The following is a 20,405-nucleotide window of genomic DNA, read 5'->3' as shown; positions in this document are numbered from 1 at the left end:
TGAAACGTAAACTATCTGCATAAGTCGCCGATAACTACCTGAAACTACCATTGGCTAAAGGAAATAAAAAAATGGCGAGTAGCTCAATCACTCTCTCTTCAGGCGCGACAATTACGAGTCTGGGCGTAGGTTCGGGTCTGGATCTGGCAACACTGTATAACAATCTCGAAACGGCTGAAAAAACCAAGCTGAACACCATCACCAATCAGCAGACCTCCTATAATGCCCAGCTGAGCGCGTTCAGTAAGTTGCAAAGTGCAATGACGTCACTGAATACCGCCACTGCAGCCCTGGGCAAAACGGATACCTGGAACGCGGCGTCTATTGGCTCGACCAACACCGCCTTCAGCGCCACGACCACGGCCGGTGCAGCGGTAGGTTCCTATAGCGTGCAGGTTAAATCGCTGGCGAAAGCCCAGGTATTAACCTCCGCCGTCCAGACCAGTGCCACCGCACAGCTGGGGGCGACCACCGGCACGACGCGTACCATCACCATCAGCCAGCCAGGCACCACCAAACCGCTGACGGTTGATCTTGCTGACGGCGACACCAGCCTGAACGGCATTGCCAGCGCGATTAACAAGGCTAACGGCAACGTCACGGCGACGGTAGTGAAGTCGAAGGACAACGAGTACACGCTGATGCTGTCCTCTAAAACCACCGGCACGGCCAATGACATGACGGTGACGGTGACCGGTGACGACACGTTAAAAGGCATTATCAGCTACGATTCAGCGACGAATACCGGCGCGATGAAGCAACAAACCGCGTCTCAGAACGCCGTGGTCACCATCAATGACATCGACATTGAACGTTCTACAAACACGATTAATGACGCGCTGCCGGGCGTGACCCTCACGCTGAAGGCAGAAAGCACCAAGAGCGAAAATTTAGATGTCACCCGCTCTACCGATGCCACCAAAAAAGCCGTGACGGATTGGGTCACCGCCTACAACTCCCTGCAGTCGACCATCGCCAGCATCACCAAATATGTGAAGGTGGAAGCCGGTGCCGATCAGTCTGCCAGCAACGGTGCACTGCTGGGTGACAACACCGTGCGTTCTGTGCAGTCACAGCTGCGCGATATGTTGACCGTCGTCCAGTCTGGCTCTTACGCGATCATGGCCCAGCTCGGTATTACCCAGGATCCTACCGTGGGTGCTGACGGCTCAATGGGTAACCTGAAAATCGACGATGCAAAACTGACAAAAGCACTGACCGACAGCCCGGAAGCGGTACAGGCCTACTTTGTTGGCGATGGTAAAACAACCGGTCTGGCCACGCAGATGGGCGCAACCCTGACCACCATGCTGAGTACGACCACCGGTAAAGAAGGGATCATCAAAAGCGCCACTGACGGTATCAACAGCACGTTGAAAACCCTGGATAAGCGCTACGACGCAATGGAAGCGAGCATCGAAGCCACGATGGCCCGTTATAAATCCCAGTTCAACAGTCTTGATACCATGATGAGTAAACTGAATAACACGGCCACCTACCTGAAACAGCAATTTAGTTCTTAGTCGTAAGGAACGTATATGTATGCACAAAATGGCGCCCGAGCTTATCAGCAGGTCGGGCTGGAAAGCGCGGTGCTAAGTGCCAGTCCGCATCAACTTGTCGTAATGCTGTTTGACGGGGCACTGAGTGCCCTTGTCCGCGCCCGGCTTTTCCTGGACGAAGGTAAAATAACCGAAAAGGGTGAAGCCTTATCGAAGGCAATCAATATTATCGATAATGGTTTAAAAGCCGGTCTGAATATGGACATCGACAGTGAATTACCAGGCAACCTTGCCGCGCTGTACGAGTACATGGTCAGACGTTTGTTGCATGCCAATCTGCGTAACGACGTGGAGGCGATTGTAGAGGTCGAAGCGCTGCTCAATAACATTGCGGATGCGTGGAAACAAATTGGTCCCAATGGTCCTTCTTCTCAGGATATCTATTGATGAATAATCCAGCGTCCGCTCTTGATAACTGGCAGGCCCTCTATAACCTCAGCCTTACCATGCTAAAACATGCTCGTTCCGGTCTCTGGGACGAGCTCATTACGCTGGAGATTTCTTATGTTCAGCTGGTAGAGAACATCTCCAAAAACCCTATATCCGAGGCACATCCATCGCAGATTGAGCAGGCACGTTTTTTACTCGAGAAGGTTCTGCAAAACGAGACCGAGTTAAAAATGTTGCTTGCCGCACGCATGGACGAACTGCGCAGCCTCATTGATCAAACCGGTAAACAGCAATCCATCACATCAACCTATGGAAAGCTGTCAGGGAATATTCTTTATCCAGAAAGTTTGACCCGCGACACACAATTATGATTTCTTCATCCATACTCCAGAAGTCAGCCAAACGGCTTCTGGAGCACGGACGATGAAAAACCCCACCCTGTTACAATGTTTTCACTGGTATTACCCTGCAGGCGGTGAATTGTGGCGAGAGGTCGCGGCATTAGCCCCCAATCTTAACGAAATCGGCATCAATATGATCTGGCTGCCCCCGGCCTATAAAGGCGCATCCGGCGGGTATTCGGTCGGGTATGATTCATACGACCTGTTCGATCTCGGCGAGTTTGACCAGAAAGGGAGCGTGGCCACCAAATACGGTGATAAAGCCCAACTGCTGGAAGCCATTGATGCGCTCAAAAGTAATGACATCGCGGTGCTGCTGGATGTGGTGGTCAACCACAAAATGGGCGCCGATGAGAAAGAGCAGGTTCGCGTTCAGCGCGTGAACGAACAGGACCGCACGCAAATCGATGATGAGATCATCGAGTGCGAAGCCTGGACCCGTTACACCTTCCCTGCCCGCGCCGGACAGTATTCGCAGTTCGTCTGGGATTACAAATGCTTCAGCGGCATCGACCACATCGAAAACCCCAATGAGGATGGCATCTTCAAAATCGTCAATGATTACACCGGCGAAGGCTGGAACGATCAGGTTGATGATGAAATGGGTAATTTCGACTATCTGATGGGCGAAAATATCGATTTTCGTAACCATGCCGTGACGGAGGAGATCAAGTACTGGGCGCGCTGGGTCATGGAACAAACCGGCTGCGACGGATTCCGCCTGGATGCGGTCAAACACATCCCCGCCTGGTTCTATAAGGAGTGGATTGAACACGTTCAGGAAGTGGCGACGCAGCCGCTGTTTATTGTCGCGGAATACTGGTCCCACGAGGTGGATAAACTGCAGGGTTATATCAATCAGGTCGAGGGGAAAACGATGCTGTTTGATGCCCCCCTGCAGATGAAATTCCACGAGGCCTCGCGCCAGGGACGGGACTACGACATGAGCCAGATTTTCACCGGCACGCTGGTGGAGGCCGATCCGTTCCACGCGGTGACGCTGGTTGCCAACCATGATACCCAGCCGTTGCAGGCGCTTGAAGCGCCGGTGGAAGCCTGGTTTAAACCGCTGGCCTACGCCTTGATCCTGCTGCGGGAAAATGGCGTGCCGAGCGTGTTTTATCCCGATCTCTTTGGCGCCAGCTATGACGATACCGGGGGAGACGGCGAAACGTACCACATCGATATGCCGGTGATTGAGCAGCTTCATGAGCTGATCCTCGCCCGTCAGCGCTTTGCCCACGGCGTGCAGACGCTGTTTTTTGACCACCCTAACTGTATCGCGTTCAGCCGCAGTGGCACCGATGAGGATCCCGGCTGTGTGGTGGTGATGTCCAATGGGGATGATGGCGAGAAGGTGATCTGCCTTGGGGAAAACTACGGCAACAAAACCTGGCGTGATTTTCTTGGCAATCGTGAAGAAACGGTCACCACCGCGGCGGATGGCGAAGGGACTTTTACCTGCAAAGGTGGAAGCGTGAGTGTGTGGGTGATTGAGGATGCGTTGTAGTTTTTGAAGAGTGCGGCCTGATACCCTCACCCACAGGGCTGAGGGATCCCCATAAATAATTCCTGCACAGACGGCCCCCTCTCCCTTTGGGAGAGGGCTGGGGTGAGGGGGAACATACGGCTGTGGAGGTCATTCCGTTCACTTTATGTTCCTTGCTACTCTGTAACAACATGACCCGTGAACGTGCCAGGGCGGCTCAATCGCCGCCGCCCTCTCGGCGCATCCATGCGCCTCGCCCCGGCCTGCAGGAAACGCCTCAGCGATTTACAGCCGGACCAGGGCATCGCTGAATGCTCTCAGTCATTCTGAGAGCAGCGTTATCGCTTATGGTTATGAATTACTGGGGAACCCTCAGCCCACAGGGAGAGGGTGCAAACACCAAAAACGGCTACGGTAGCTTACTTTCCAGCGGATTTTTGCTCAGGTAATCGGCACACTCCACCGTTGGGCGATCGACCTTCTGCAGCTCCATGCCATCATACTCCAGCACCGAGCCATCGCGCTCCAGCGGGTAGATATCCAGCTTGCTGGTTACGTTGTAATAGCTGTCTGAACGCAGCATGATTTTACCCGGCACGGCAATCACGCGCTGCCATTGACGGCAGTCCAGCGTATCGCCCTCCTCCGTCACCACCAGCGTGGCAATCGCCTCCGGGCTGACCATTTTGCTCTGCGGCCCTTTTGACTGCCAGTATCCCGCCAGATGCGCCGGAACGGGATGCTTAATCACATCCTGATAATTATCCACCTGTACGCACCCGGTGAGTGCCAGCAGCGCGCCAGCAATTGCTATTTTTTTCATCATCTTTCCTGCATTCGAAGAAAAAAATATTGTGGCATTAAAGCGCTAAGGCTGCCAGCGAAGATCGTCCAGGTCTTAGACCTGCATCCCCATCACTTCCTGATACGCAGACACCAGCTTATTACGCACCTGGATCCCCATCTGCAGAGACACTGAAGCTTTTTGCAAATCGGTCATCACATCGTTCAGCGCCACACCCGGTTCACCAAGGGTGAACTTCTCGGCCTGGGTACGCGCGGCGGTCTGGGTATCGCTGATACGGTCAAGCGCGGCATGCAACTGCCCGGCAAAACTGATGGTCGGCTGTTGATCTGCCACGTTCTGATTACGGGCCGTCATTGCCGTTGCCTGCAACTGACTGATAACCCCTTCAATGCCCTGTATAGCCATGACTCTCCCCTGGATGGTTTTTTACGCGGTCAAGACTAACAGCTTGTCAATAAGATAATGGCGGTAAATAGCGATAAAAAACCAGGTTATTTGACCCATAGAAAATCACGAATCATCAAATAATGGCTGGGCCATCAATATGGAACTTTTGTCGTGTTTGCCGACCCGGGAGTCAGTTTTGTTTCTCTACACGAATAACGTAAACCACCAGGATTTAAGAGGTGCGCAATGACTGCAACAGCATCGACAGCGCCACAAAATAAATCACTCGAGTGGATGAACCGCCTTCGCGCGAATCCTAAAATCCCGTTGATCGTGGCAGGCGCTGCCGCAATTGCGATCCTTGTAGCGATGGTCTTGTGGGCGAAAAGCCCTGATTACCGCACGCTTTACAGTAATCTTTCCGATCAGGATGGCGGTGCCATCGTCACCCAGCTTACCCAGATGAACATCCCTTATCGCTTTGCCGATAACGGGGGGGCGCTTGAGGTTCCGGCGGATAAGGTCCATGAACTCCGTCTGCGCCTGGCGCAGCAGGGTCTGCCGAAAGGCGGCGCGGTGGGTTTTGAACTGCTGGATCAGGAAAAATTCGGTATCAGCCAGTTCAGCGAGCAGGTGAACTACCAGCGTGCGCTGGAAGGTGAACTGGCCCGTACCATTGAAACATTAGGTCCGGTGAAGAGCGCCCGCGTGCATCTGGCCATGCCTAAGCCGTCGCTGTTTGTGCGCGAACAGAAATCCCCGTCGGCTTCCGTCACCGTCAACCTTGAGCCAGGCCGTGCGCTGGACGAAGGGCAGATCAGCGCGGTCACCCATTTAGTCTCCAGCGCCGTCGCCGGTTTACCGCCGGGTAATGTGACGCTGGTGGATCAGAGTGGTCATCTGCTGACCCAAAGCAATACCGCCGGTCGCGATCTGAATGACGCGCAGCTGAAATACGCCGCCGATGTGGAAGCGCGCCTCCAGCGCCGTATCGAAGCGATCCTCGGCCCGGTCGTGGGTAACAGCAACGTGCATGCGCAGGTCACCGCGCAGATCGACTTCTCTAATAAAGAACAGACCGAAGAGCAGTACAGCCCGAACGGCGATCCGGCTCAGGCGGTGATGCGTTCACGTCAGGTTAACGAAAACGAACAGGTTGGCGGTGCATACCCAGGCGGCGTGCCGGGCGCACTCTCTAACCAGCCTGCCCCGGCTAACGCGGCGCCTATTTCTACGCCGCCTGCTAATCAGCAGAACGGTCAGCAAAATCAGCAGACCACAACCTCGACGGCCAGCAATGCCGGTCCACGTACCAGCAGCCGTAACGAAACCACCAACTACGAAGTTGATCGGACTATCCGCCACACGAAACTGAACGTGGGTGATATTCAGCGTCTGTCGGTGGCCGTGGTGGTGAACTACAAAACGCTGCCCAATGGCAAACCGCTGCCGCTGACAGCTGAGCAGATGAAGCAGATCGAAGACCTGACCCGTGAAGCCATGGGTTACTCCGAGAAGCGTGGCGATAGCCTCAACGTGGTGAACTCACCGTTCAACGCGGTGGATGAGACCGGCGGTGAGCTGCCGTTCTGGCAACAGCAGGCGTTTATCGATCAGCTGATGTCCGCAGGTCGCTGGCTGCTGGTGCTGATTGTCGCCTGGCTGCTGTGGCGTAAGGGCGTCCGTCCTCAGCTGCAGCGTCGTGCAGAAGCCGAGAAAGCGGCTCGCGAACAGATGAACGCGCGTCAGGAAGTGGAAGAAGCGGTTGAAGTTCGCCTCAGTAAAGACGAACAGATGCAGCAGCGTCGTGCTAACCAGCGCATGGGCGCTGAGGTCATGAGCCAGCGCATTCGCGAAATGTCAGATAACGATCCGCGCGTCGTGGCGCTGGTCATCCGCCAGTGGATGGGTAACGAACATGAGTAATACGCTTACGGGCACCGATAAAAGCGTCATCCTGCTGATGACCATTGGCGAAGATCGTGCGGCAGAGGTGTTTAAACACCTCTCCCAGCGAGAAGTACAAATTCTGAGTGCGGCCATGGCCAACGTGCGTCAGATCTCCAACAAACAGCTGACCGAAGTGTTGTCGGAGTTTGAGCAGGAAGCCGAACAGTTTGCAGCGCTCAACGTCAACGCCAACGACTACCTGCGCTCCGTGCTGGTCAAGGCACTGGGCGAAGAGCGTGCCGCCAGCCTGCTGGAAGATATTCTGGAAACGCGCGATACCGCCAGCGGGATCGAAACGCTCAACTTTATGGAGCCGCAGAGTGCCGCCGACCTTATTCGCGACGAGCACCCGCAGATTATCGCCACCATTCTTGTCCACCTCAAACGGGGTCAGGCGGCCGATATTCTGGCGCTGTTCGAAGAGCGCCTGCGTCACGATGTGATGCTGCGTATCGCCACCTTCGGCGGTGTCCAGCCAGCGGCGCTGGCGGAGCTGACCGAAGTGCTGAACAATCTGCTCGACGGTCAGAACCTCAAGCGCAGCAAAATGGGCGGCGTGAGAACGGCGGCGGAAATCATCAACCTGATGAAAACCCAGCAGGAAGAGGCGGTCATTTCGGCGGTTCGCGAATTCGACGGCGAACTGGCGCAGAAAATTATCGACGAGATGTTCCTGTTCGAAAACCTGGTCGAAGTGGACGATCGCAGCATCCAGCGCCTGCTCCAGGAAGTGGACTCCGAGTCGCTGCTTATCGCCCTCAAGGGTGCCGAACAGCCGCTGCGCGAGAAGTTCCTGCGCAACATGTCGCAGCGTGCGGCAGATATCCTGCGCGACGACCTTGCCAACCGTGGCCCGGTGCGTCTGTCTCAGGTGGAAAACGAACAGAAAGCGATCCTGCTCATCGTTCGTCGTCTGGCAGAAACCGGCGAGATGGTAATTGGCAGCGGAGACGACACCTATGTCTAATGAGCTGCCGTGGAAGCGCTGGACGCCTGACGATCTGGCCCCTGCCCTCTCTGAATTCACCCCGGCTGTCGTCGTGTCGCCCGAGGAGGGCGACACCGACGTCGAGGTGCCTGAACTGAGCGAAGAAGAACAGCGCACGCAGATGCTGGCGCAGTTACAAATGCAGGCGCATGAGCAGGGTTTTAATGCAGGTCTGAACGAAGGCCGACAGAAAGGCCATGACCAGGGTTATCAGGAAGGTCTGGCGAAAGGGTTAGAACAGGGTATTGAGCAGGCGCGCCAGCAACAGGCGCCTCTCCATGCCCGTATGCAGCAGCTGGTCAGCGAGTTCCAGCACACCCTGGATGCGCTGGACAGCGTGATTGCTTCCCGGTTGATGCAGATGGCGCTGGAAGCAGCCCGTCAGGTGATTGGCCAGACCCCGGCGGTTGATAATTCGGCGCTGATCAAACAAATTCAGGGCCTGTTGCAGCAAGAGCCGTTGTTCAGCGGGAAACCGCAGCTGCGGGTTCACCCGGACGATCTTCAGCGCGTGGAAGAGAGCCTGGGCGCCACCCTGAGCCTGCACGGCTGGCGTCTGCGCGGTGACCCGTCATTACATCACGGTGGATGCAAAGTCTCCGCCGATGAAGGCGATCTGGATGCCAGCGTCGCCACCCGCTGGCAGGAACTGTGCCGCCTGGCGGCACCGGGAGTCGTCTGATGACCGCACGCCTCACTCGCTGGCTCAACACGCTCGATAACTTTGAAACGAAGATGGCGCAACTGCCATCTGTTCGTCGTTATGGGCGCCTGACCCGTGCCACCGGTCTGGTGCTGGAAGCCACCGGCCTGCAGCTGCCTCTGGGGGCCACCTGCGTAATCGAGCGCCAGGATGGGCAGGAAACGCGGGAAGTGGAAAGCGAAGTGGTGGGCTTTAACGGCCAGCGTCTTTTCCTGATGCCGCTTGAAGAGGTGGAAGGCATTCTGCCCGGCGCGCGCGTCTATGCGAAAAACATCATCGGCGATGGTCTGCAAAGCGGTAAGCAGCTCCCGCTCGGCCCCGCCCTGCTGGGCCGCGTGCTGGACGGCAGCGGTAAACCGCTCGACGGCCTGCCCGCTCCGGACACCACCGAAACCGGCGCGCTGATCACTCAGCCGTTTAACCCCCTGCAGCGTACCCCGATCGAGCATGTTCTTGATACCGGCGTGCGCCCGATCAACGCCCTGCTGACCGTCGGTCGCGGCCAGCGTATGGGGCTGTTCGCCGGCTCAGGGGTCGGTAAATCGGTCCTGCTCGGCATGATGGCCCGTTACACCCAGGCCGATGTGATCGTCGTGGGGCTGATCGGTGAACGTGGTCGTGAAGTTAAAGACTTCATTGAAAACATTCTGGGTGCGGAAGGCCGCGCCCGCTCGGTGGTCATCGCCGCCCCGGCGGATGTCTCGCCGTTGCTGCGTATGCAGGGGGCAGCCTATGCCACCCGTATCGCCGAAGATTTCCGTGACCGTGGTCAGCACGTGCTGCTGATCATGGACTCCCTGACCCGTTACGCGATGGCGCAGCGTGAAATTGCCCTCGCCATCGGTGAGCCACCGGCCACCAAAGGCTATCCGCCGTCGGTCTTTGCCAAACTCCCGGCGCTGGTTGAACGCGCAGGAAACGGCATCAGCGGCGGTGGCTCCATCACCGCGTTTTATACGGTGCTGACCGAAGGCGACGACCAGCAGGACCCAATTGCCGACTCCGCGCGTGCGATCCTCGACGGTCATATCGTGTTATCCCGCCGGCTGGCGGAAGCCGGACACTATCCGGCGATTGATATTGAAGCATCCATCAGCCGCGCAATGACGGCGCTGATAACCGAGAAGCACTACGCCCGCGTGCGTAACTTCAAACAACTGCTCTCCAGCTTCCAGCGCAACCGCGATCTGGTGAGCGTGGGGGCGTATGCCAAAGGCAGCGATCCCATGCTCGACAAAGCGATTACCTTGTGGCCGCAGCTGGAGGCATTTTTGCAACAAGGCATTTTTGAACGCGCCGACTGGGAAGATTCAATTCAGGCTCTGGAGCTGATTTTCCCGCAGGTGTAACACAGGTGGAGGGCGAAGGTCATGGCGCAAAACAGCGCGTTATCAACGCTGAAAGATCTGGCTGAAAAAGAAGTTGATGATGCCGCATTGCAGCTTGGCGCAATGCGACGCGGGTGCCAGCAGGCTGAAGAACAGTTGAAGATGTTAATCGACTATCAGCATGAGTATCGCACCAACCTCAATACTGACATGACACAGGGCATTGGAAGCCAGCGCTGGATTAACTATCAGCAGTTTATTCAGACGCTGGAGAAGGCGATAGAACAGCATCGCCAGCAGCTTCAGCAATGGACCCAAAAAGTCGACACCGCGCTGAATTTCTGGCGCGAGAAGAAGCAGCGGCTGCAGGCCTGGCAGACCTTACAGGACCGGCAGATTGCCGCAGCGACGCTGGCGGAAAACCGCCAGGATCAGAAAAAAATGGATGAGTTTGCCCAGCGCGCATCAATGAGGAAACCGGAATGATCACACTGCAACAACTGCTGATGACCGACAGCGACCTGTCAGGCGGCATGCAAACGGGGAAAGGCACCGACGGTGCGCAAGACTTTCTTTCTCTGCTGGCGGGCGCCTTAACGGACGCCAGCGGTCAGGGCAAAGATGCGCCGCTGACATTGGCCGACCTGAAGGCGGCGGGCAGCAAGCTGTCAAAGGTCGCGAAGGACGCCGGGGAAGAGTCTACCCTGCAGGCGAAAATTGCCGATCTGCTTGCGCGTCAATCCACGCTGACGGGCGATGAAACAGCGCAGACGACGCCGCTACAGACGCTGGTCTCCGGGCTGATGCCTGCCTCAAAGGGCGATGCCCTGAAGACGTTGACCACAGCAAATAGCGGGGATGACAGCAAAACCGAGCTGAGCGAAGAAGAGCTGGCGGGCTTAAGTGCGCTGATGGCCATGCTGCCACATCAGCAAACGCCAACGGCAGTGACCGCACCGGCGACCGGCAGTGAGGGGATCACGGCGAAATCTGCCCTGACCTCCGCAACGCTTTCGCAAAATGGTGCGCACGCGTTGAGCAGCGCGCTGACGGGCCAGGAAAAAGCACAGCCCGCTTCCGCGTATCAGGCTCAGGCGGCAAACGTCGATCCTTCCCTGCCAGCCAGCGCACCGGCCACGCCAGCCCTCGCCGTCGCGGCCGAGAAACAGGATCTCGCCAGCGTGTCGTCATCCTCAACGCCGACCGCCACCCTGGCCCCGATCGTTACCAGCCATGCGTCCGCGCAGCCTGCCGCAACCGTTGCCACCGCTCCGGTGCTGAGTCAGCCGCTCGGCACCCACGAATGGCAACAGAACCTGAGCCAGCACATCACGCTGTTTGCGAAGCAAGGACAGCAAACCGCAGAGTTGCGCCTGAACCCGGAAGATCTGGGCCAGGTGCACATTTCGCTGAAGCTGGATAATGATCAGGCGCAGCTGCAGATGGTGTCTGCGCACGGCCACGTGCGTGCCGCACTGGAAGCCGCCCTGCCGGTACTGCGTACGTCACTGGCGGAGAACGGCATTCAGCTTACGCAGAGTAGCGTCAGCAGCGAGAGCTTTGCCGGGCAGCAGCAGTCTTCGTCCCAGCAGCAACAGCAGGCGTCGCGTTCCGGCCAACATGGCGGATTTACTGAAGAGAGCGAGGAGTTACTGCCGACCCCGGCAGCCCTGCAATCCGCTGCGAGCGGCAACCGCGCCGTAGACATCTTCGCCTAAACGCCAGAGGTAGCGTGATTATCCCCGTCTTTTCCACGCTTTGACGTCAGCCGGACACGGGATAATCACCATATTAAGCTGTACCGAAACAGGAAGCTCGTATCAGATGACTGACTCCGCGATCACCAAAAAAAGTAAGCGTTCCATCTGGATCCCGCTGCTGGTGTTAATCACGCTCGCCGCCTGCGCTACCGCGGGCTATAGTTACTGGCGCATGCAGCAGAAACCTTCTACTGCTGCGGCCAAAGCCGAACTGCCACCTCCGCCGGCACCGGTGTTCTTCCCGCTGGATACCTTCACCGTCAACCTCGGTGATGCGGATCGTGTGCTGTATGTCGGCATCACGCTGCGCCTGAAAGACGAAGCCACCCGTTCCCGACTGAACGATTACCTTCCGGAAGTGCGCAGCCGTCTGCTGCTGCTGTTCTCTCGTCAGGACGCTTCGACGCTTGCCACCGATGAAGGTAAGCAAAAGCTGGTCGACGCTATTAAGCAAACGCTGGCAACCCCGCTGGTGAACGGCCAACCTAAGCAGGAAGTCACTGACGTTCTGTATACAGCCTTTATTCTGCGGTAACGACATGGGCGACAGTATTCTTTCTCAGGCAGAAATCGATGCGCTGCTCAACGGCGACAGCGATAAGAGTGATGATCCACAACCGGGTATTGGCGGCGATAACGATATTCGTCCCTATGACCCGAATACCCAGCGTCGCGTGGTACGTGAACGTCTGCAGGCGCTGGAGATCATTAACGAACGTTTTGCACGTCAGTTCCGTATGGGGCTGTTTAACCTGCTGCGTCGTAGCCCGGATATCACCGTGGGTGCGATCCGCATTCAGCCGTATCATGAGTTTGCCCGCAACCTGCCGGTGCCAACCAACCTTAACCTGATTCATCTGAAACCGCTGCGCGGCACAGGTCTGGTGGTCTTTTCCCCAAGCCTGGTGTTCATTGCGGTGGATAACCTGTTCGGCGGCGACGGGCGCTTCCCGACCAAAGTAGAAGGTCGTGAATTCACCCACACCGAACAACGCGTCATTAACCGCATGCTGAAACTGGCGCTGGAGTCTTACAGCGACGCGTGGAAGGCGATTAACCCGCTGGAAGTGGAGTACGTACGTTCTGAGATGCAGGTGAAATTTACCAATATCACCACCTCTCCGAACGATATTGTCGTCAACACCCCGTTCCACGTGGAGATCGGTAACCTGACCGGCGAGTTTAATATTTGCCTGCCGTTCAGCATGATCGAACCGCTGCGCGAGCTGCTGGTCAACCCGCCGCTGGAGAACTCACGTCATGAAGATCAGAACTGGCGTGAAAACCTGGTGCGCCAGGTTCAGCACTCTCAGCTTGAGCTGGTGGCGAGCTTTGCCGATATCCCGCTGCGGTTATCCCAGATCCTGAAATTACAACCCGGCGACGTTTTGCCGATAGAAAAACCTGACCGCATTATTGCCCATGTGGATGGTGTCCCCGTGCTGACAAGTCAGTACGGCACAATTAACGGCCAGTATGCGTTACGCGTTGAGCACTTGATCAACCCGATTTTGAATTCGCTGAATGAGGAACAGCCCAAATGAGTGACATGAACAATCCGTCCGATGAAAACAGCGGAGCACTGGACGATCTGTGGGCTGACGCGTTAAACGAGCAAAAAGCGACCCCGGCCAAAAGTGCAGCGGATGCCGTCTTCCAGCAGTTAGGCGGCGGCGATGTCAGCGGTACGCTGCAGGATATCGACCTGATTATGGATATCCCGGTTAAATTGACCGTTGAACTGGGCCGCACCCGCATGACCATTAAAGAGCTGCTGCGTCTGACGCAGGGTTCCGTCGTGGCCCTCGACGGTCTGGCCGGTGAGCCGCTGGATATCCTGATCAACGGGTATCTGATTGCTCAGGGTGAAGTGGTGGTCGTGGCCGATAAATATGGTGTGCGTATCACCGACATCATTACCCCGTCTGAGCGCATGCGTCGTCTGAGCCGTTAAGAATGAAAACCCAGGCAACAGTATCACAACCTTCTGCCGTTCCCGGCTCACCGCTGCTCCAGGTGAGCGGCGCGTTGCTCGGTATTATTGCCTTTATTCTTATCGCCGCCTGGCTGGCGAAGCGTTTTGGCCTGGCGGGTAAAACCGCCGGGACGCGCGGTCTGAAGGTCAGCGCCAGTACAACACTGGGGCCACGCGAGCGCGTGGTCATCGTAGATGTTGAGGACGCGCGGCTGGTGCTGGGCGTCACCGCGTCTAACGTCAACGTTTTACATAAACTGCCGCCCGCCCCTGCTATCAGTGACGAGCGCGCAGAAGCCCCTGCGGATTTCCAGTCCGTCATGAAGAGTTTGCTTAAGCGTTCCGGGAGATCCTGATGCGCCGTTTGTTATCCCTGACGCTCGCGGGCGTTGGCCTGTTTGCTCCTGCGGTTTATGCGCAACTGCCCGGTCTGGTTTCAACCCCTCTGGCGGGCGGCGGACAAAGCTGGTCGCTCCCGGTTCAGACGCTGGTCTTCATCACCTCGCTGACCTTCATTCCGGCGATCCTGCTGATGATGACCAGCTTTACCCGCATCATCATTGTCTTTGGCCTGCTGCGAAACGCGCTGGGTACCCCTTCCGCCCCGCCGAACCAGGTGCTGCTGGGCCTGGCCCTGTTTTTGACCTTTTTTATCATGTCGCCGGTCATCGATAAGATTTATACCGACGCCTACCAGCCGTTCAGTGAAGATAAAATCTCCATGCAGGAGGCGCTGGAGAAAGGCGCGCAGCCGCTGCGTGAATTCATGCTGCGCCAGACGCGCGAAGCGGATCTGGCTCTCTTTGCCCGCCTTTCCAACACCGGGGAATTGCAGGGTCCGGAGGCCGTTCCTATGCGCATACTGCTGCCTGCGTACGTCACCAGCGAGCTGAAAACCGCGTTTCAGATTGGCTTTACCATCTTTATCCCGTTCCTGATTATCGACCTGGTGATCGCCAGCGTGCTGATGGCGCTCGGTATGATGATGGTACCGCCGGCCACCATTGCCCTGCCCTTTAAGATCATGCTCTTTGTGCTGGTCGATGGCTGGCAGCTGCTGGTCAGTTCGCTGGCGCAGAGTTTCTACAGTTGAGGAGCGCGCAATGACGCCAGAATCGGTCATGATGATGGGCACGGAAGCGATGAAAATCGCGATTGCCGTTGCCGCGCCGCTGCTGCTTGTTGCCCTGGTGACCGGTCTGATTATCAGTATCCTGCAGGCCGCCACGCAGATTAACGAAATGACGCTCTCGTTCATCCCGAAAATCATCGCCGTGTTCGTGGCAATCATTGTTGCCGGGCCGTGGATGCTGAATCTGCTGCTGGACTACATGCGTAACCTGTTTACCAATCTGCCGTACATCATCGGCTGACGCGACGATGCTCCATTTTACCAGCGACCAGTGGGTTCAGTGGCTTGGGGTCTATTTTTGGCCCATGCTGCGCATTCTGGCGCTGATCACCACCGCCCCGATTCTCAGCGAAAAAGCGATTCCCAAGCGGGTCAAGGTGGGGCTGGGCATCATTATCACCATCATCGTTGCGCCTTCCCTGCCGCCGGTGAATATTCCAATCTTCTCAGCCAATGCGGTGTGGGTGGCGTTGCAACAGGTGATGATTGGCGTCGCGGTTGGCTTTACCATGCAGTTGGCCTTCGCCGCCGTGCGTACCGCCGGGGAACTGATCGGCCTGCAGATGGGGTTATCGTTCGCCACGTTTGTCGACCCCGGTAGCCACCTCAACATGCCGGTGCTGGCGCGCATTATCGATATGCTGGCGATGCTGCTTTTCCTGTCGTTCAACGGCCATCTGTGGCTTATCTCCCTGCTGGTGGATACCTTCCACACGCTGCCGATTGGCGAAAATCCGGTAAACAGCAACGCGTTTCTGGCGCTGACCCGTGCCGCCGGGCTGGTGTTCCTTAACGGGCTGATGCTGGCGCTGCCGATCATCACCCTGCTCCTGACCGTTAACCTGGCGTTGGGGTTACTCAACCGTATGGCACCGCAGCTGTCGGTGTTCGTCATTGGTTTTCCGCTGACGCTAACGGTCGGAATTTTATTAATGTCATTGCTGATGCCCCTTATCGCTCCCTTCTGTGAACATTTATTCGGCGAGATATTCAACCTGTTAGCGGATATTGTCAGCGAGCTACCGCGTAAATAATAGCCCCCACAGTTGATATTGTCTTTCTGAGGATATTCCTAAAATAAAACATGAAAAACATCTTCCAGGATATATCTGACGCGGTTTAATTGTTTCTAACCACCTCACAATACTTAATATTTACTTTACTTTAAGATGATTCCTGGCAAATTATACGTAACTTTACGGGATAGTGAGTCCGCCTGAAAGTCTTTGTCATGCTCACAGGTTTATTAATTTTTTCCATCCCGTATGGCTGTTTATGAGCTCTCAGGCAGATGGTGAATTATCGTTACGCATTGAGTGAGGGTATGCCATGTCAACGATCATTATGGATTTATGCAGCTACACCCGGCTAGGGTTAACCGGGTACCTGGCAAGCAGAGGGGTAAGAAAGAGAGACATCAACGACGCACACACCGTTGAGGAGCTCGCAGCCGCTTGTGATGAACTCAAACCAGGCGTGGTGTTTATTAATGAGGACTGTTTCATACACGATCCAGCCAACAGTCAGCACATTAAGCAAATCATTAATCAGCATCCTAAGACCCTGTTTATTGTCTTTATGGCGATCGCAAATATCCATTTCGATGAGTATTTGTTGGTTCGTAAAAATTTATTGATCAGTTCTAAATCGATAAAACCAGAGTCGCTGGATGACATCCTGGGGGATTATTTGAATAAGGAAGTTAAGAATGTAGGCGCGGTTAACTTACCCACCCTATCATTAAGCAGAACTGAATCAAGTATGCTGCGAATGTGGATGGCAGGGCAAGGAACTATTCAAATCTCAGACCAGATGAATATTAAAGCTAAAACCGTTTCGTCACATAAAGGAAATATTAAAAGGAAAATTAAAACCCATAATAAGCAAGTGATCTACCACGTTGTTCGCCTGACCGATAATGTGACGAACGGGATTTTCGTCAATATGCGTTAGTTGCATGAGACCTTGAGTACCCTACACGATCTCTGGCCTGGCCAGAGATTTTTGCTTTTACGGGCGCTGTCGGGCACGCAAGCGGCCACCCGACGCCTTGTTACTCTGCTTTTTCCACAAAGATGCCATCCGGATGTCCCAGTTCATTAAAGAACCAAATACCGAGCGGGTAGTCTTCCAGTGATACCAGGTACATTGTGCCTTCACTAAACTCTTCAATTGCCAGCACCACCCCCGGGCGGCGTGGCCCACCATCCGTTTTGACAGTGACCCGATCGTTGACCTTCATACGTTCCTCCTGTGGTTTTGAGCCAGTGTAGAACAAAACGTAAAAACACACATCGCCACCGGATGCGAATGGCGTTTTTATACACTAAATCATTCAAGTTGCATCAAGGCGGCAAGTCTGAGAATCCCCAGGAGCTTACTCAAGTAAGTGACTGGGGTGAGCAGACGCAGCCAACGCAGAAGCAGCTTGAAGGATGACGTGTATGTACAGTCTATACTTACCGTTGGACACGGTTGAATGAGGACCCCGTAATGAAGACCGACAAAGAGTACAGCGACACCATCAAACGCGAGGTCGAGGTGGATGTCGATGCCCTGCTGGCCGCCATCAATGAGATCAGTGAGTCAGAAGTTCGTCGTACGGATGATAATTCTGACCGGGTCATTGTTAACGGCAGGGATTATCACACCTACCGTGAACTGGCCGAGGCCTTCGAGCTTGATATCCATGACTTTAGCGTGTCTGAAGCGAATCGTTAGGGCGAAAAAAATCCCGGTCATGGGGATGGCCGGGATGAAACTTGCTTATGCAAGAAGCACTTGAAAATTCGTTACACCAGGAAATCTGATGTATTCAACACACTATCCCCAACGATTTTCGCTGACAAGCATATATTCTCATGGCGAATATACTGTTTTTTAAACCTGAATTTTTGTTATGAGCAGCGAGGTGCGCTGAATGCGGGTTTGGCGGGATCGGTTCCGACTTCGTCCCTTCCGGGAATCCTAATTTTTAGGAATATTCTTAGAAAATGACTTATCTGCGATAAGGAGCCGTTATGCCTTCACTGCAGGAGACACTGCTGGTTTTTTCCGACCTTGATGGCTCGTTGCTGGATATTCATACCTACGCGTGGCAACCGGCGATGCCCTGGCTGGATAAACTGGTGGATTTTCAGGTACCGCTCATCCTGTGCAGCAGCAAAACCGCGGCGGAGATGCTGGATCTCCAGCAGGAGCTGGGGCTGGAAGGTTTACCTTTCATTGCCGAGAACGGCGCAGTTATCCAGCCCGATGTGCGATGGGAAAAGACTCAGCGCCAGATCAGGGGAATGACCCACCGTGACATTCGCCCGTTCATCGAACAAATCCGCCTGCAGGCAGGGTATAAATTCACTACTTTTGACGATGTGGATGACCGGGTTATCAGCGAGTGGACGGGGCTGAGCCGCTATCGTTCGACGCTTGCGCGTAAACATGAAGCCTCGGTCACGCTCATCTGGCGCGACACCGATGAGAAAATGGCGCAGTTTGAAGAGGAGCTGGCGCAGCGCGGTCTGAAATGCCTGCAGGGTGCCCGCTTCTGGCACATTCTGGACGCCCGCTGCGGTAAGGACGTGGCGGTGAACTGGCTGATTGCGCAGTATCGCGAACAGGAAGGCATGATGCCCACAACGCTTGGGCTGGGCGATGGCCCAAATGATGCGCCCCTGCTCGACAGCGTCGACTTCGCGGTGGTGATCAAAGGCATTAACCGCCAGGGCATCACGCTGCGCGACGATAACCCTGCCCGGGTGTATCACACGCAGCAAGCAGGACCTGCGGGCTGGCATGAAGGGCTGGATCACTTCCTGTCCTGATCGTCCCACACCACCTGGTTGCGGCCGCGCTGTTTGGCCAGATACAGCCGGGCATCCGCAATCGACTGCAGTTGTTCGAAGTCGTAATTCCCCTTCTCCTGCGCGCAGCTGACCCCCATCGACGCGCTGATACGCAACGTCGTGCTCTTTTTCACCAGGATCTCTTTGCTGTCGATGCGTGAGCGAATGCGTTCCGCCACCGCTCTCGCCTCCTCCAGCCCGATACCCGGCAGGACCACGCAAAACTCTTCCCCGCCCACGCGCCCGGCAACGTCGTTCTTACGCAGGGCGCTGGCAATCAGCCCCGCCGCATGGGACAGCACCTTATCTCCGGCCTGATGGCCGAAACGGTCGTTGATGTTTTTAAAATGATCAAGATCGAGCTGGATAACCGATAACGGCAGCGACTGTGCCTGACATTGCTTCGCCAGCACTTTTGCCCGCTCAAACAGCGCCCCACGGTTATTCAGACGGGTGAGCGGATCGTGCCAGGCCTGCCACTGCAATGAGTGCTGGAGCGTGTACATGTTGCTGACCATCCGGCGAATCACCAGCCAGGAGATCAGCAGCATGGCGGTGAAGAGCGCCCACAGGAGCGCCAGCACGATACTGATGCTGCCGAAGTCGCCTTTTACGCCTTCATGCAGGGTATGGACCCGCAGGATAACCCCGTCAAAATGATCGAGCCGCTCCCAGCTGACAAAACGGCTGCCAAGCCGGATCCCGCCGCCGGTATCGCTCTCAATGGCATGGGCAATCTGCGCCGTTTCACGCTCATCAAAATGGTTGGCCTCGCTCGTGGATGCTTCAGAAGAGGCGATCATATTGAGCCGGGTATCGTACAGCTGATACTCCCCTTCCGCGTGGTCATCCGTCGCATCGGCCAGCAGACGTTTCATGGTATTGAGAGAAAAATCCATCGCCACCACGCCGTACCAGTAATGGTCAAAATAGATGGGTACGCTGGCGGTGATCATGCGTTCGTTGCCGGTCCAGGTTGACGGCGTGGAGATAAACCACAGCACCGCGCGCGCACGGTTGTTACGTTCCGTTTGCTGCGTAAACCAGGGCTGGGTCACCAGATGGTAATAGCGCGGGATGATATCGGCGCTCTGTGCAGGCGTATCCGTGGAGAGGTAAAACCCGGCCCGGGAGACATAGACTACCCGCTCTTCGCTTCGCATGACCGGTGAGGCCAGCCTGAGCAAATACCCCACTTCAAGCGCAGCAGACACTTCATTATCGAGAAGTTCATTGTCGCGATTGAGGAGCGTGGTTTTTTCAACAAAAGCATCCGAAACGCCGTTGATGGGCAGCGTGCGTTTTGTATCCACGGCAAGCTGCCAGAAAGGACGCGTCCGGTCTGCATTGAAGCGTGTCACCGCAGCACGCAGGACATCAAACGCCAGCGGTGTCTGGAGCGCATCGCGCATGCTCTGGCGGAAAAACAGCAGCTTATCCACGCTGAACTGGAGCTGTCTGTCCAGCGACGTGGCCACCGTCTCCAGGTGGTTGCGCTGGCTTGAGATATAGGCATCTTCCAGCACCACCACTTCTCGCCAGGTAAGGAGAGTCGAAAAAACCAGTACCACCAGAAAACAGAGATTAACAATCGCACCCGGATTGCTACGCTTATGCAGCCATTGCAGAAAAGACCGTCTTACAACAAAGGTATCACGCTGCACACATACTCCCTGATCGCTTCCTTACA

The 20,405-nt window shown here is 55.7% G+C and carries 23 protein-coding genes and 1 pseudogene; 20 read left to right on the top strand and 4 right to left on the bottom strand.

Annotation, left to right across the window (positions count from 1 at the left end):
* The first annotated feature begins 71 nt into the window (after positions 1-71).
* Genes fliD through amyA form a run of 4 tightly spaced genes read left to right on the top strand, consistent with a single transcriptional unit; the run spans position 72 to position 3,863 of the window.
* The gene (fliD, locus tag NQ842_RS09710) at positions 72-1,523 is read left to right on the top strand and encodes a flagellar filament capping protein FliD (protein WP_014832469.1); all 1,452 of its coding nucleotides are present in this window, start codon (positions 72-74) and stop codon (positions 1,521-1,523) included.
* A gap of 15 nt (positions 1,524-1,538) precedes the next feature.
* Positions 1,539-1,949: a flagellar export chaperone FliS gene (fliS, locus tag NQ842_RS09705; RefSeq protein ID WP_014832470.1), complete on the top strand. Its 411-nt coding sequence runs from the start codon at positions 1,539-1,541 to the stop codon at positions 1,947-1,949.
* Positions 1,949-2,323 carry a flagella biosynthesis regulatory protein FliT gene (fliT, locus tag NQ842_RS09700; protein WP_014832471.1) on the top strand — a complete coding sequence of 125 codons (375 nt, stop codon included), beginning with the start codon at positions 1,949-1,951 and terminating at the stop codon, positions 2,321-2,323. The genes fliS and fliT overlap by 1 nt, the downstream gene beginning before the upstream one ends.
* A 52-nt stretch (positions 2,324-2,375) precedes the next feature.
* Positions 2,376-3,863: an alpha-amylase gene (gene amyA, locus NQ842_RS09695; protein WP_096927447.1), complete on the top strand. Its 1,488-nt coding sequence runs from the start codon at positions 2,376-2,378 to the stop codon at positions 3,861-3,863.
* 388 nt (positions 3,864-4,251) lie between these two features.
* Here the strand turns inward: amyA and yedD are convergent, their stop codons facing one another.
* Both yedD and fliE read right to left on the bottom strand, forming a co-directional pair.
* Complete coding sequence (yedD, locus tag NQ842_RS09690) at positions 4,252-4,665, bottom strand: lipoprotein YedD (protein WP_014832473.1); 414 nt, start codon at positions 4,663-4,665, stop codon at positions 4,252-4,254.
* Positions 4,666-4,740: 75 nt separating this feature from the next.
* Positions 4,741-5,055, bottom strand: a complete 315-nt coding sequence (fliE, locus tag NQ842_RS09685) for a flagellar hook-basal body complex protein FliE (protein WP_014832474.1) — start codon at positions 5,053-5,055, stop codon at positions 4,741-4,743.
* Positions 5,056-5,283: 228 nt separating this feature from the next.
* Here fliE and fliF point away from each other — a divergent pair, with 228 nt between their 5' ends.
* The 14 genes and pseudogenes from fliF to rcsA all read left to right on the top strand — a co-directional run bounded on the left by fliF (position 5,284) and on the right by rcsA (position 16,826).
* Positions 5,284-6,963 carry a flagellar basal-body MS-ring/collar protein FliF gene (fliF, locus tag NQ842_RS09680; protein WP_014832475.1) on the top strand — a complete coding sequence of 560 codons (1,680 nt, stop codon included), beginning with the start codon at positions 5,284-5,286 and terminating at the stop codon, positions 6,961-6,963.
* Positions 6,956-7,954, top strand: a complete 999-nt coding sequence (gene fliG / locus NQ842_RS09675; RefSeq protein WP_014832476.1) for a flagellar motor switch protein FliG — start codon at positions 6,956-6,958, stop codon at positions 7,952-7,954. Before fliF ends, fliG begins: the two co-directional genes overlap by 8 nt.
* Entirely contained in the window at positions 7,947-8,657 is a 711-nt protein-coding gene (fliH, locus tag NQ842_RS09670) for a flagellar assembly protein FliH (RefSeq protein ID WP_047360956.1), read from the top strand. The genes fliG and fliH overlap by 8 nt, the downstream gene beginning before the upstream one ends.
* On the top strand, positions 8,657-10,027 hold the full coding sequence (fliI, locus tag NQ842_RS09665) for a flagellar protein export ATPase FliI (RefSeq protein ID WP_014832478.1): 1,371 nt from the start codon (positions 8,657-8,659) through the stop codon (positions 10,025-10,027). The genes fliH and fliI overlap by 1 nt, the downstream gene beginning before the upstream one ends.
* A 21-nt stretch (positions 10,028-10,048) precedes the next feature.
* Positions 10,049-10,492, top strand: a complete 444-nt coding sequence (gene fliJ / locus NQ842_RS09660; RefSeq protein ID WP_013097733.1) for a flagellar export protein FliJ — start codon at positions 10,049-10,051, stop codon at positions 10,490-10,492.
* The gene (gene fliK / locus NQ842_RS09655) at positions 10,489-11,724 is read left to right on the top strand and encodes a flagellar hook length control protein FliK (RefSeq protein ID WP_192544496.1); all 1,236 of its coding nucleotides are present in this window, start codon (positions 10,489-10,491) and stop codon (positions 11,722-11,724) included. Before fliJ ends, fliK begins: the two co-directional genes overlap by 4 nt.
* Positions 11,725-11,830: 106 nt before the next feature.
* Positions 11,831-12,301: a flagellar basal body-associated protein FliL gene (fliL, locus tag NQ842_RS09650; protein ID WP_014832480.1), complete on the top strand. Its 471-nt coding sequence runs from the start codon at positions 11,831-11,833 to the stop codon at positions 12,299-12,301.
* 4 nt (positions 12,302-12,305) lie between these two features.
* Positions 12,306-13,310: a flagellar motor switch protein FliM gene (fliM, locus tag NQ842_RS09645; protein ID WP_014832481.1), complete on the top strand. Its 1,005-nt coding sequence runs from the start codon at positions 12,306-12,308 to the stop codon at positions 13,308-13,310.
* On the top strand, positions 13,307-13,720 hold the full coding sequence (gene fliN / locus NQ842_RS09640) for a flagellar motor switch protein FliN (protein ID WP_008500318.1): 414 nt from the start codon (positions 13,307-13,309) through the stop codon (positions 13,718-13,720). Before fliM ends, fliN begins: the two co-directional genes overlap by 4 nt.
* Positions 13,721-13,722: 2 nt before the next feature.
* The gene (fliO, locus tag NQ842_RS09635; protein ID WP_013097737.1) at positions 13,723-14,097 is read left to right on the top strand and encodes a flagellar biosynthetic protein FliO; all 375 of its coding nucleotides are present in this window, start codon (positions 13,723-13,725) and stop codon (positions 14,095-14,097) included.
* The gene (gene fliP / locus NQ842_RS09630; RefSeq protein ID WP_013097738.1) at positions 14,097-14,834 is read left to right on the top strand and encodes a flagellar type III secretion system pore protein FliP; all 738 of its coding nucleotides are present in this window, start codon (positions 14,097-14,099) and stop codon (positions 14,832-14,834) included. The genes fliO and fliP overlap by 1 nt, the downstream gene beginning before the upstream one ends.
* Positions 14,835-14,844: 10 nt before the next feature.
* Positions 14,845-15,114, top strand: coding sequence for a flagellar biosynthesis protein FliQ (gene fliQ, locus NQ842_RS09625; protein ID WP_008500315.1), 270 nt, complete (start codon positions 14,845-14,847; stop codon positions 15,112-15,114).
* A 7-nt stretch (positions 15,115-15,121) separates the two neighbouring features.
* Positions 15,122-15,923, top strand: a pseudogene (fliR, locus tag NQ842_RS09620) (flagellar biosynthetic protein FliR).
* Positions 15,924-16,202: 279 nt separating this feature from the next.
* Positions 16,203-16,826, top strand: a complete 624-nt coding sequence (rcsA, locus tag NQ842_RS09615) for a transcriptional regulator RcsA (protein ID WP_013097740.1) — start codon at positions 16,203-16,205, stop codon at positions 16,824-16,826.
* 100 nt (positions 16,827-16,926) lie between these two features.
* Here the strand turns inward: rcsA and dsrB are convergent, their stop codons facing one another.
* The gene (gene dsrB / locus NQ842_RS09610) at positions 16,927-17,115 is read right to left on the bottom strand and encodes a protein DsrB (RefSeq protein WP_013097741.1); all 189 of its coding nucleotides are present in this window, start codon (positions 17,113-17,115) and stop codon (positions 16,927-16,929) included.
* A gap of 251 nt (positions 17,116-17,366) precedes the next feature.
* On the opposite strand from dsrB, the gene yodD reads away from it, so the two are divergent.
* Positions 17,367-17,594, top strand: a complete 228-nt coding sequence (yodD, locus tag NQ842_RS09605) for a YodD family peroxide/acid resistance protein (protein WP_013097742.1) — start codon at positions 17,367-17,369, stop codon at positions 17,592-17,594.
* A gap of 299 nt (positions 17,595-17,893) precedes the next feature.
* The gene (locus tag NQ842_RS09600; RefSeq protein ID WP_050861359.1) at positions 17,894-18,694 is read left to right on the top strand and encodes a mannosyl-3-phosphoglycerate phosphatase-related protein; all 801 of its coding nucleotides are present in this window, start codon (positions 17,894-17,896) and stop codon (positions 18,692-18,694) included.
* Here NQ842_RS09600 and dgcQ read toward each other — a convergent pair.
* The gene (gene dgcQ, locus NQ842_RS09595; protein WP_047360961.1) at positions 18,679-20,379 is read right to left on the bottom strand and encodes a cellulose biosynthesis regulator diguanylate cyclase DgcQ; all 1,701 of its coding nucleotides are present in this window, start codon (positions 20,377-20,379) and stop codon (positions 18,679-18,681) included. The genes NQ842_RS09600 and dgcQ overlap by 16 nt on opposite strands.
* Positions 20,380-20,405: the final 26 nt, after the last annotated feature.

This window comes from Enterobacter cloacae complex sp. R_G8 (assembly GCF_024599795.1).
GTDB lineage: Bacteria > Pseudomonadota > Gammaproteobacteria > Enterobacterales > Enterobacteriaceae > Enterobacter > Enterobacter dissolvens.
Note: the sequence above shows the minus strand (reverse complement) of the source record. Positions and strands in the feature narration are given on the sequence as shown.

What these genes read in the sequence shown, in the direction of transcription:
- fliD (WP_014832469.1), top strand. Translation starts at nt 72, where the DNA reads ATGGCGAGTAGCTCAATCACTCTCTCTTCAGGCGCGACAATTACGAGT.
- fliS (WP_014832470.1), top strand. Translation starts at nt 1,539, where the DNA reads ATGTATGCACAAAATGGCGCCCGAGCTTATCAGCAGGTCGGGCTGGAA.
- fliT (WP_014832471.1), top strand. Translation starts at nt 1,949, where the DNA reads ATGAATAATCCAGCGTCCGCTCTTGATAACTGGCAGGCCCTCTATAAC.
- amyA (WP_096927447.1), top strand. Translation starts at nt 2,376, where the DNA reads ATGAAAAACCCCACCCTGTTACAATGTTTTCACTGGTATTACCCTGCA.
- yedD (WP_014832473.1), bottom strand. Translation starts at nt 4,665, where the DNA reads ATGAAAAAAATAGCAATTGCTGGCGCGCTGCTGGCACTCACCGGGTGC.
- fliE (WP_014832474.1), bottom strand. Translation starts at nt 5,055, where the DNA reads ATGGCTATACAGGGCATTGAAGGGGTTATCAGTCAGTTGCAGGCAACG.
- fliF (WP_014832475.1), top strand. Translation starts at nt 5,284, where the DNA reads ATGACTGCAACAGCATCGACAGCGCCACAAAATAAATCACTCGAGTGG.
- fliG (WP_014832476.1), top strand. Translation starts at nt 6,956, where the DNA reads ATGAGTAATACGCTTACGGGCACCGATAAAAGCGTCATCCTGCTGATG.
- fliH (WP_047360956.1), top strand. Translation starts at nt 7,947, where the DNA reads ATGTCTAATGAGCTGCCGTGGAAGCGCTGGACGCCTGACGATCTGGCC.
- fliI (WP_014832478.1), top strand. Translation starts at nt 8,657, where the DNA reads ATGACCGCACGCCTCACTCGCTGGCTCAACACGCTCGATAACTTTGAA.
- fliJ (WP_013097733.1), top strand. Translation starts at nt 10,049, where the DNA reads ATGGCGCAAAACAGCGCGTTATCAACGCTGAAAGATCTGGCTGAAAAA.
- fliK (WP_192544496.1), top strand. Translation starts at nt 10,489, where the DNA reads ATGATCACACTGCAACAACTGCTGATGACCGACAGCGACCTGTCAGGC.
- fliL (WP_014832480.1), top strand. Translation starts at nt 11,831, where the DNA reads ATGACTGACTCCGCGATCACCAAAAAAAGTAAGCGTTCCATCTGGATC.
- fliM (WP_014832481.1), top strand. Translation starts at nt 12,306, where the DNA reads ATGGGCGACAGTATTCTTTCTCAGGCAGAAATCGATGCGCTGCTCAAC.
- fliN (WP_008500318.1), top strand. Translation starts at nt 13,307, where the DNA reads ATGAGTGACATGAACAATCCGTCCGATGAAAACAGCGGAGCACTGGAC.
- fliO (WP_013097737.1), top strand. Translation starts at nt 13,723, where the DNA reads ATGAAAACCCAGGCAACAGTATCACAACCTTCTGCCGTTCCCGGCTCA.
- fliP (WP_013097738.1), top strand. Translation starts at nt 14,097, where the DNA reads ATGCGCCGTTTGTTATCCCTGACGCTCGCGGGCGTTGGCCTGTTTGCT.
- fliQ (WP_008500315.1), top strand. Translation starts at nt 14,845, where the DNA reads ATGACGCCAGAATCGGTCATGATGATGGGCACGGAAGCGATGAAAATC.
- rcsA (WP_013097740.1), top strand. Translation starts at nt 16,203, where the DNA reads ATGTCAACGATCATTATGGATTTATGCAGCTACACCCGGCTAGGGTTA.
- dsrB (WP_013097741.1), bottom strand. Translation starts at nt 17,115, where the DNA reads ATGAAGGTCAACGATCGGGTCACTGTCAAAACGGATGGTGGGCCACGC.
- yodD (WP_013097742.1), top strand. Translation starts at nt 17,367, where the DNA reads ATGAAGACCGACAAAGAGTACAGCGACACCATCAAACGCGAGGTCGAG.
- NQ842_RS09600 (WP_050861359.1), top strand. Translation starts at nt 17,894, where the DNA reads ATGCCTTCACTGCAGGAGACACTGCTGGTTTTTTCCGACCTTGATGGC.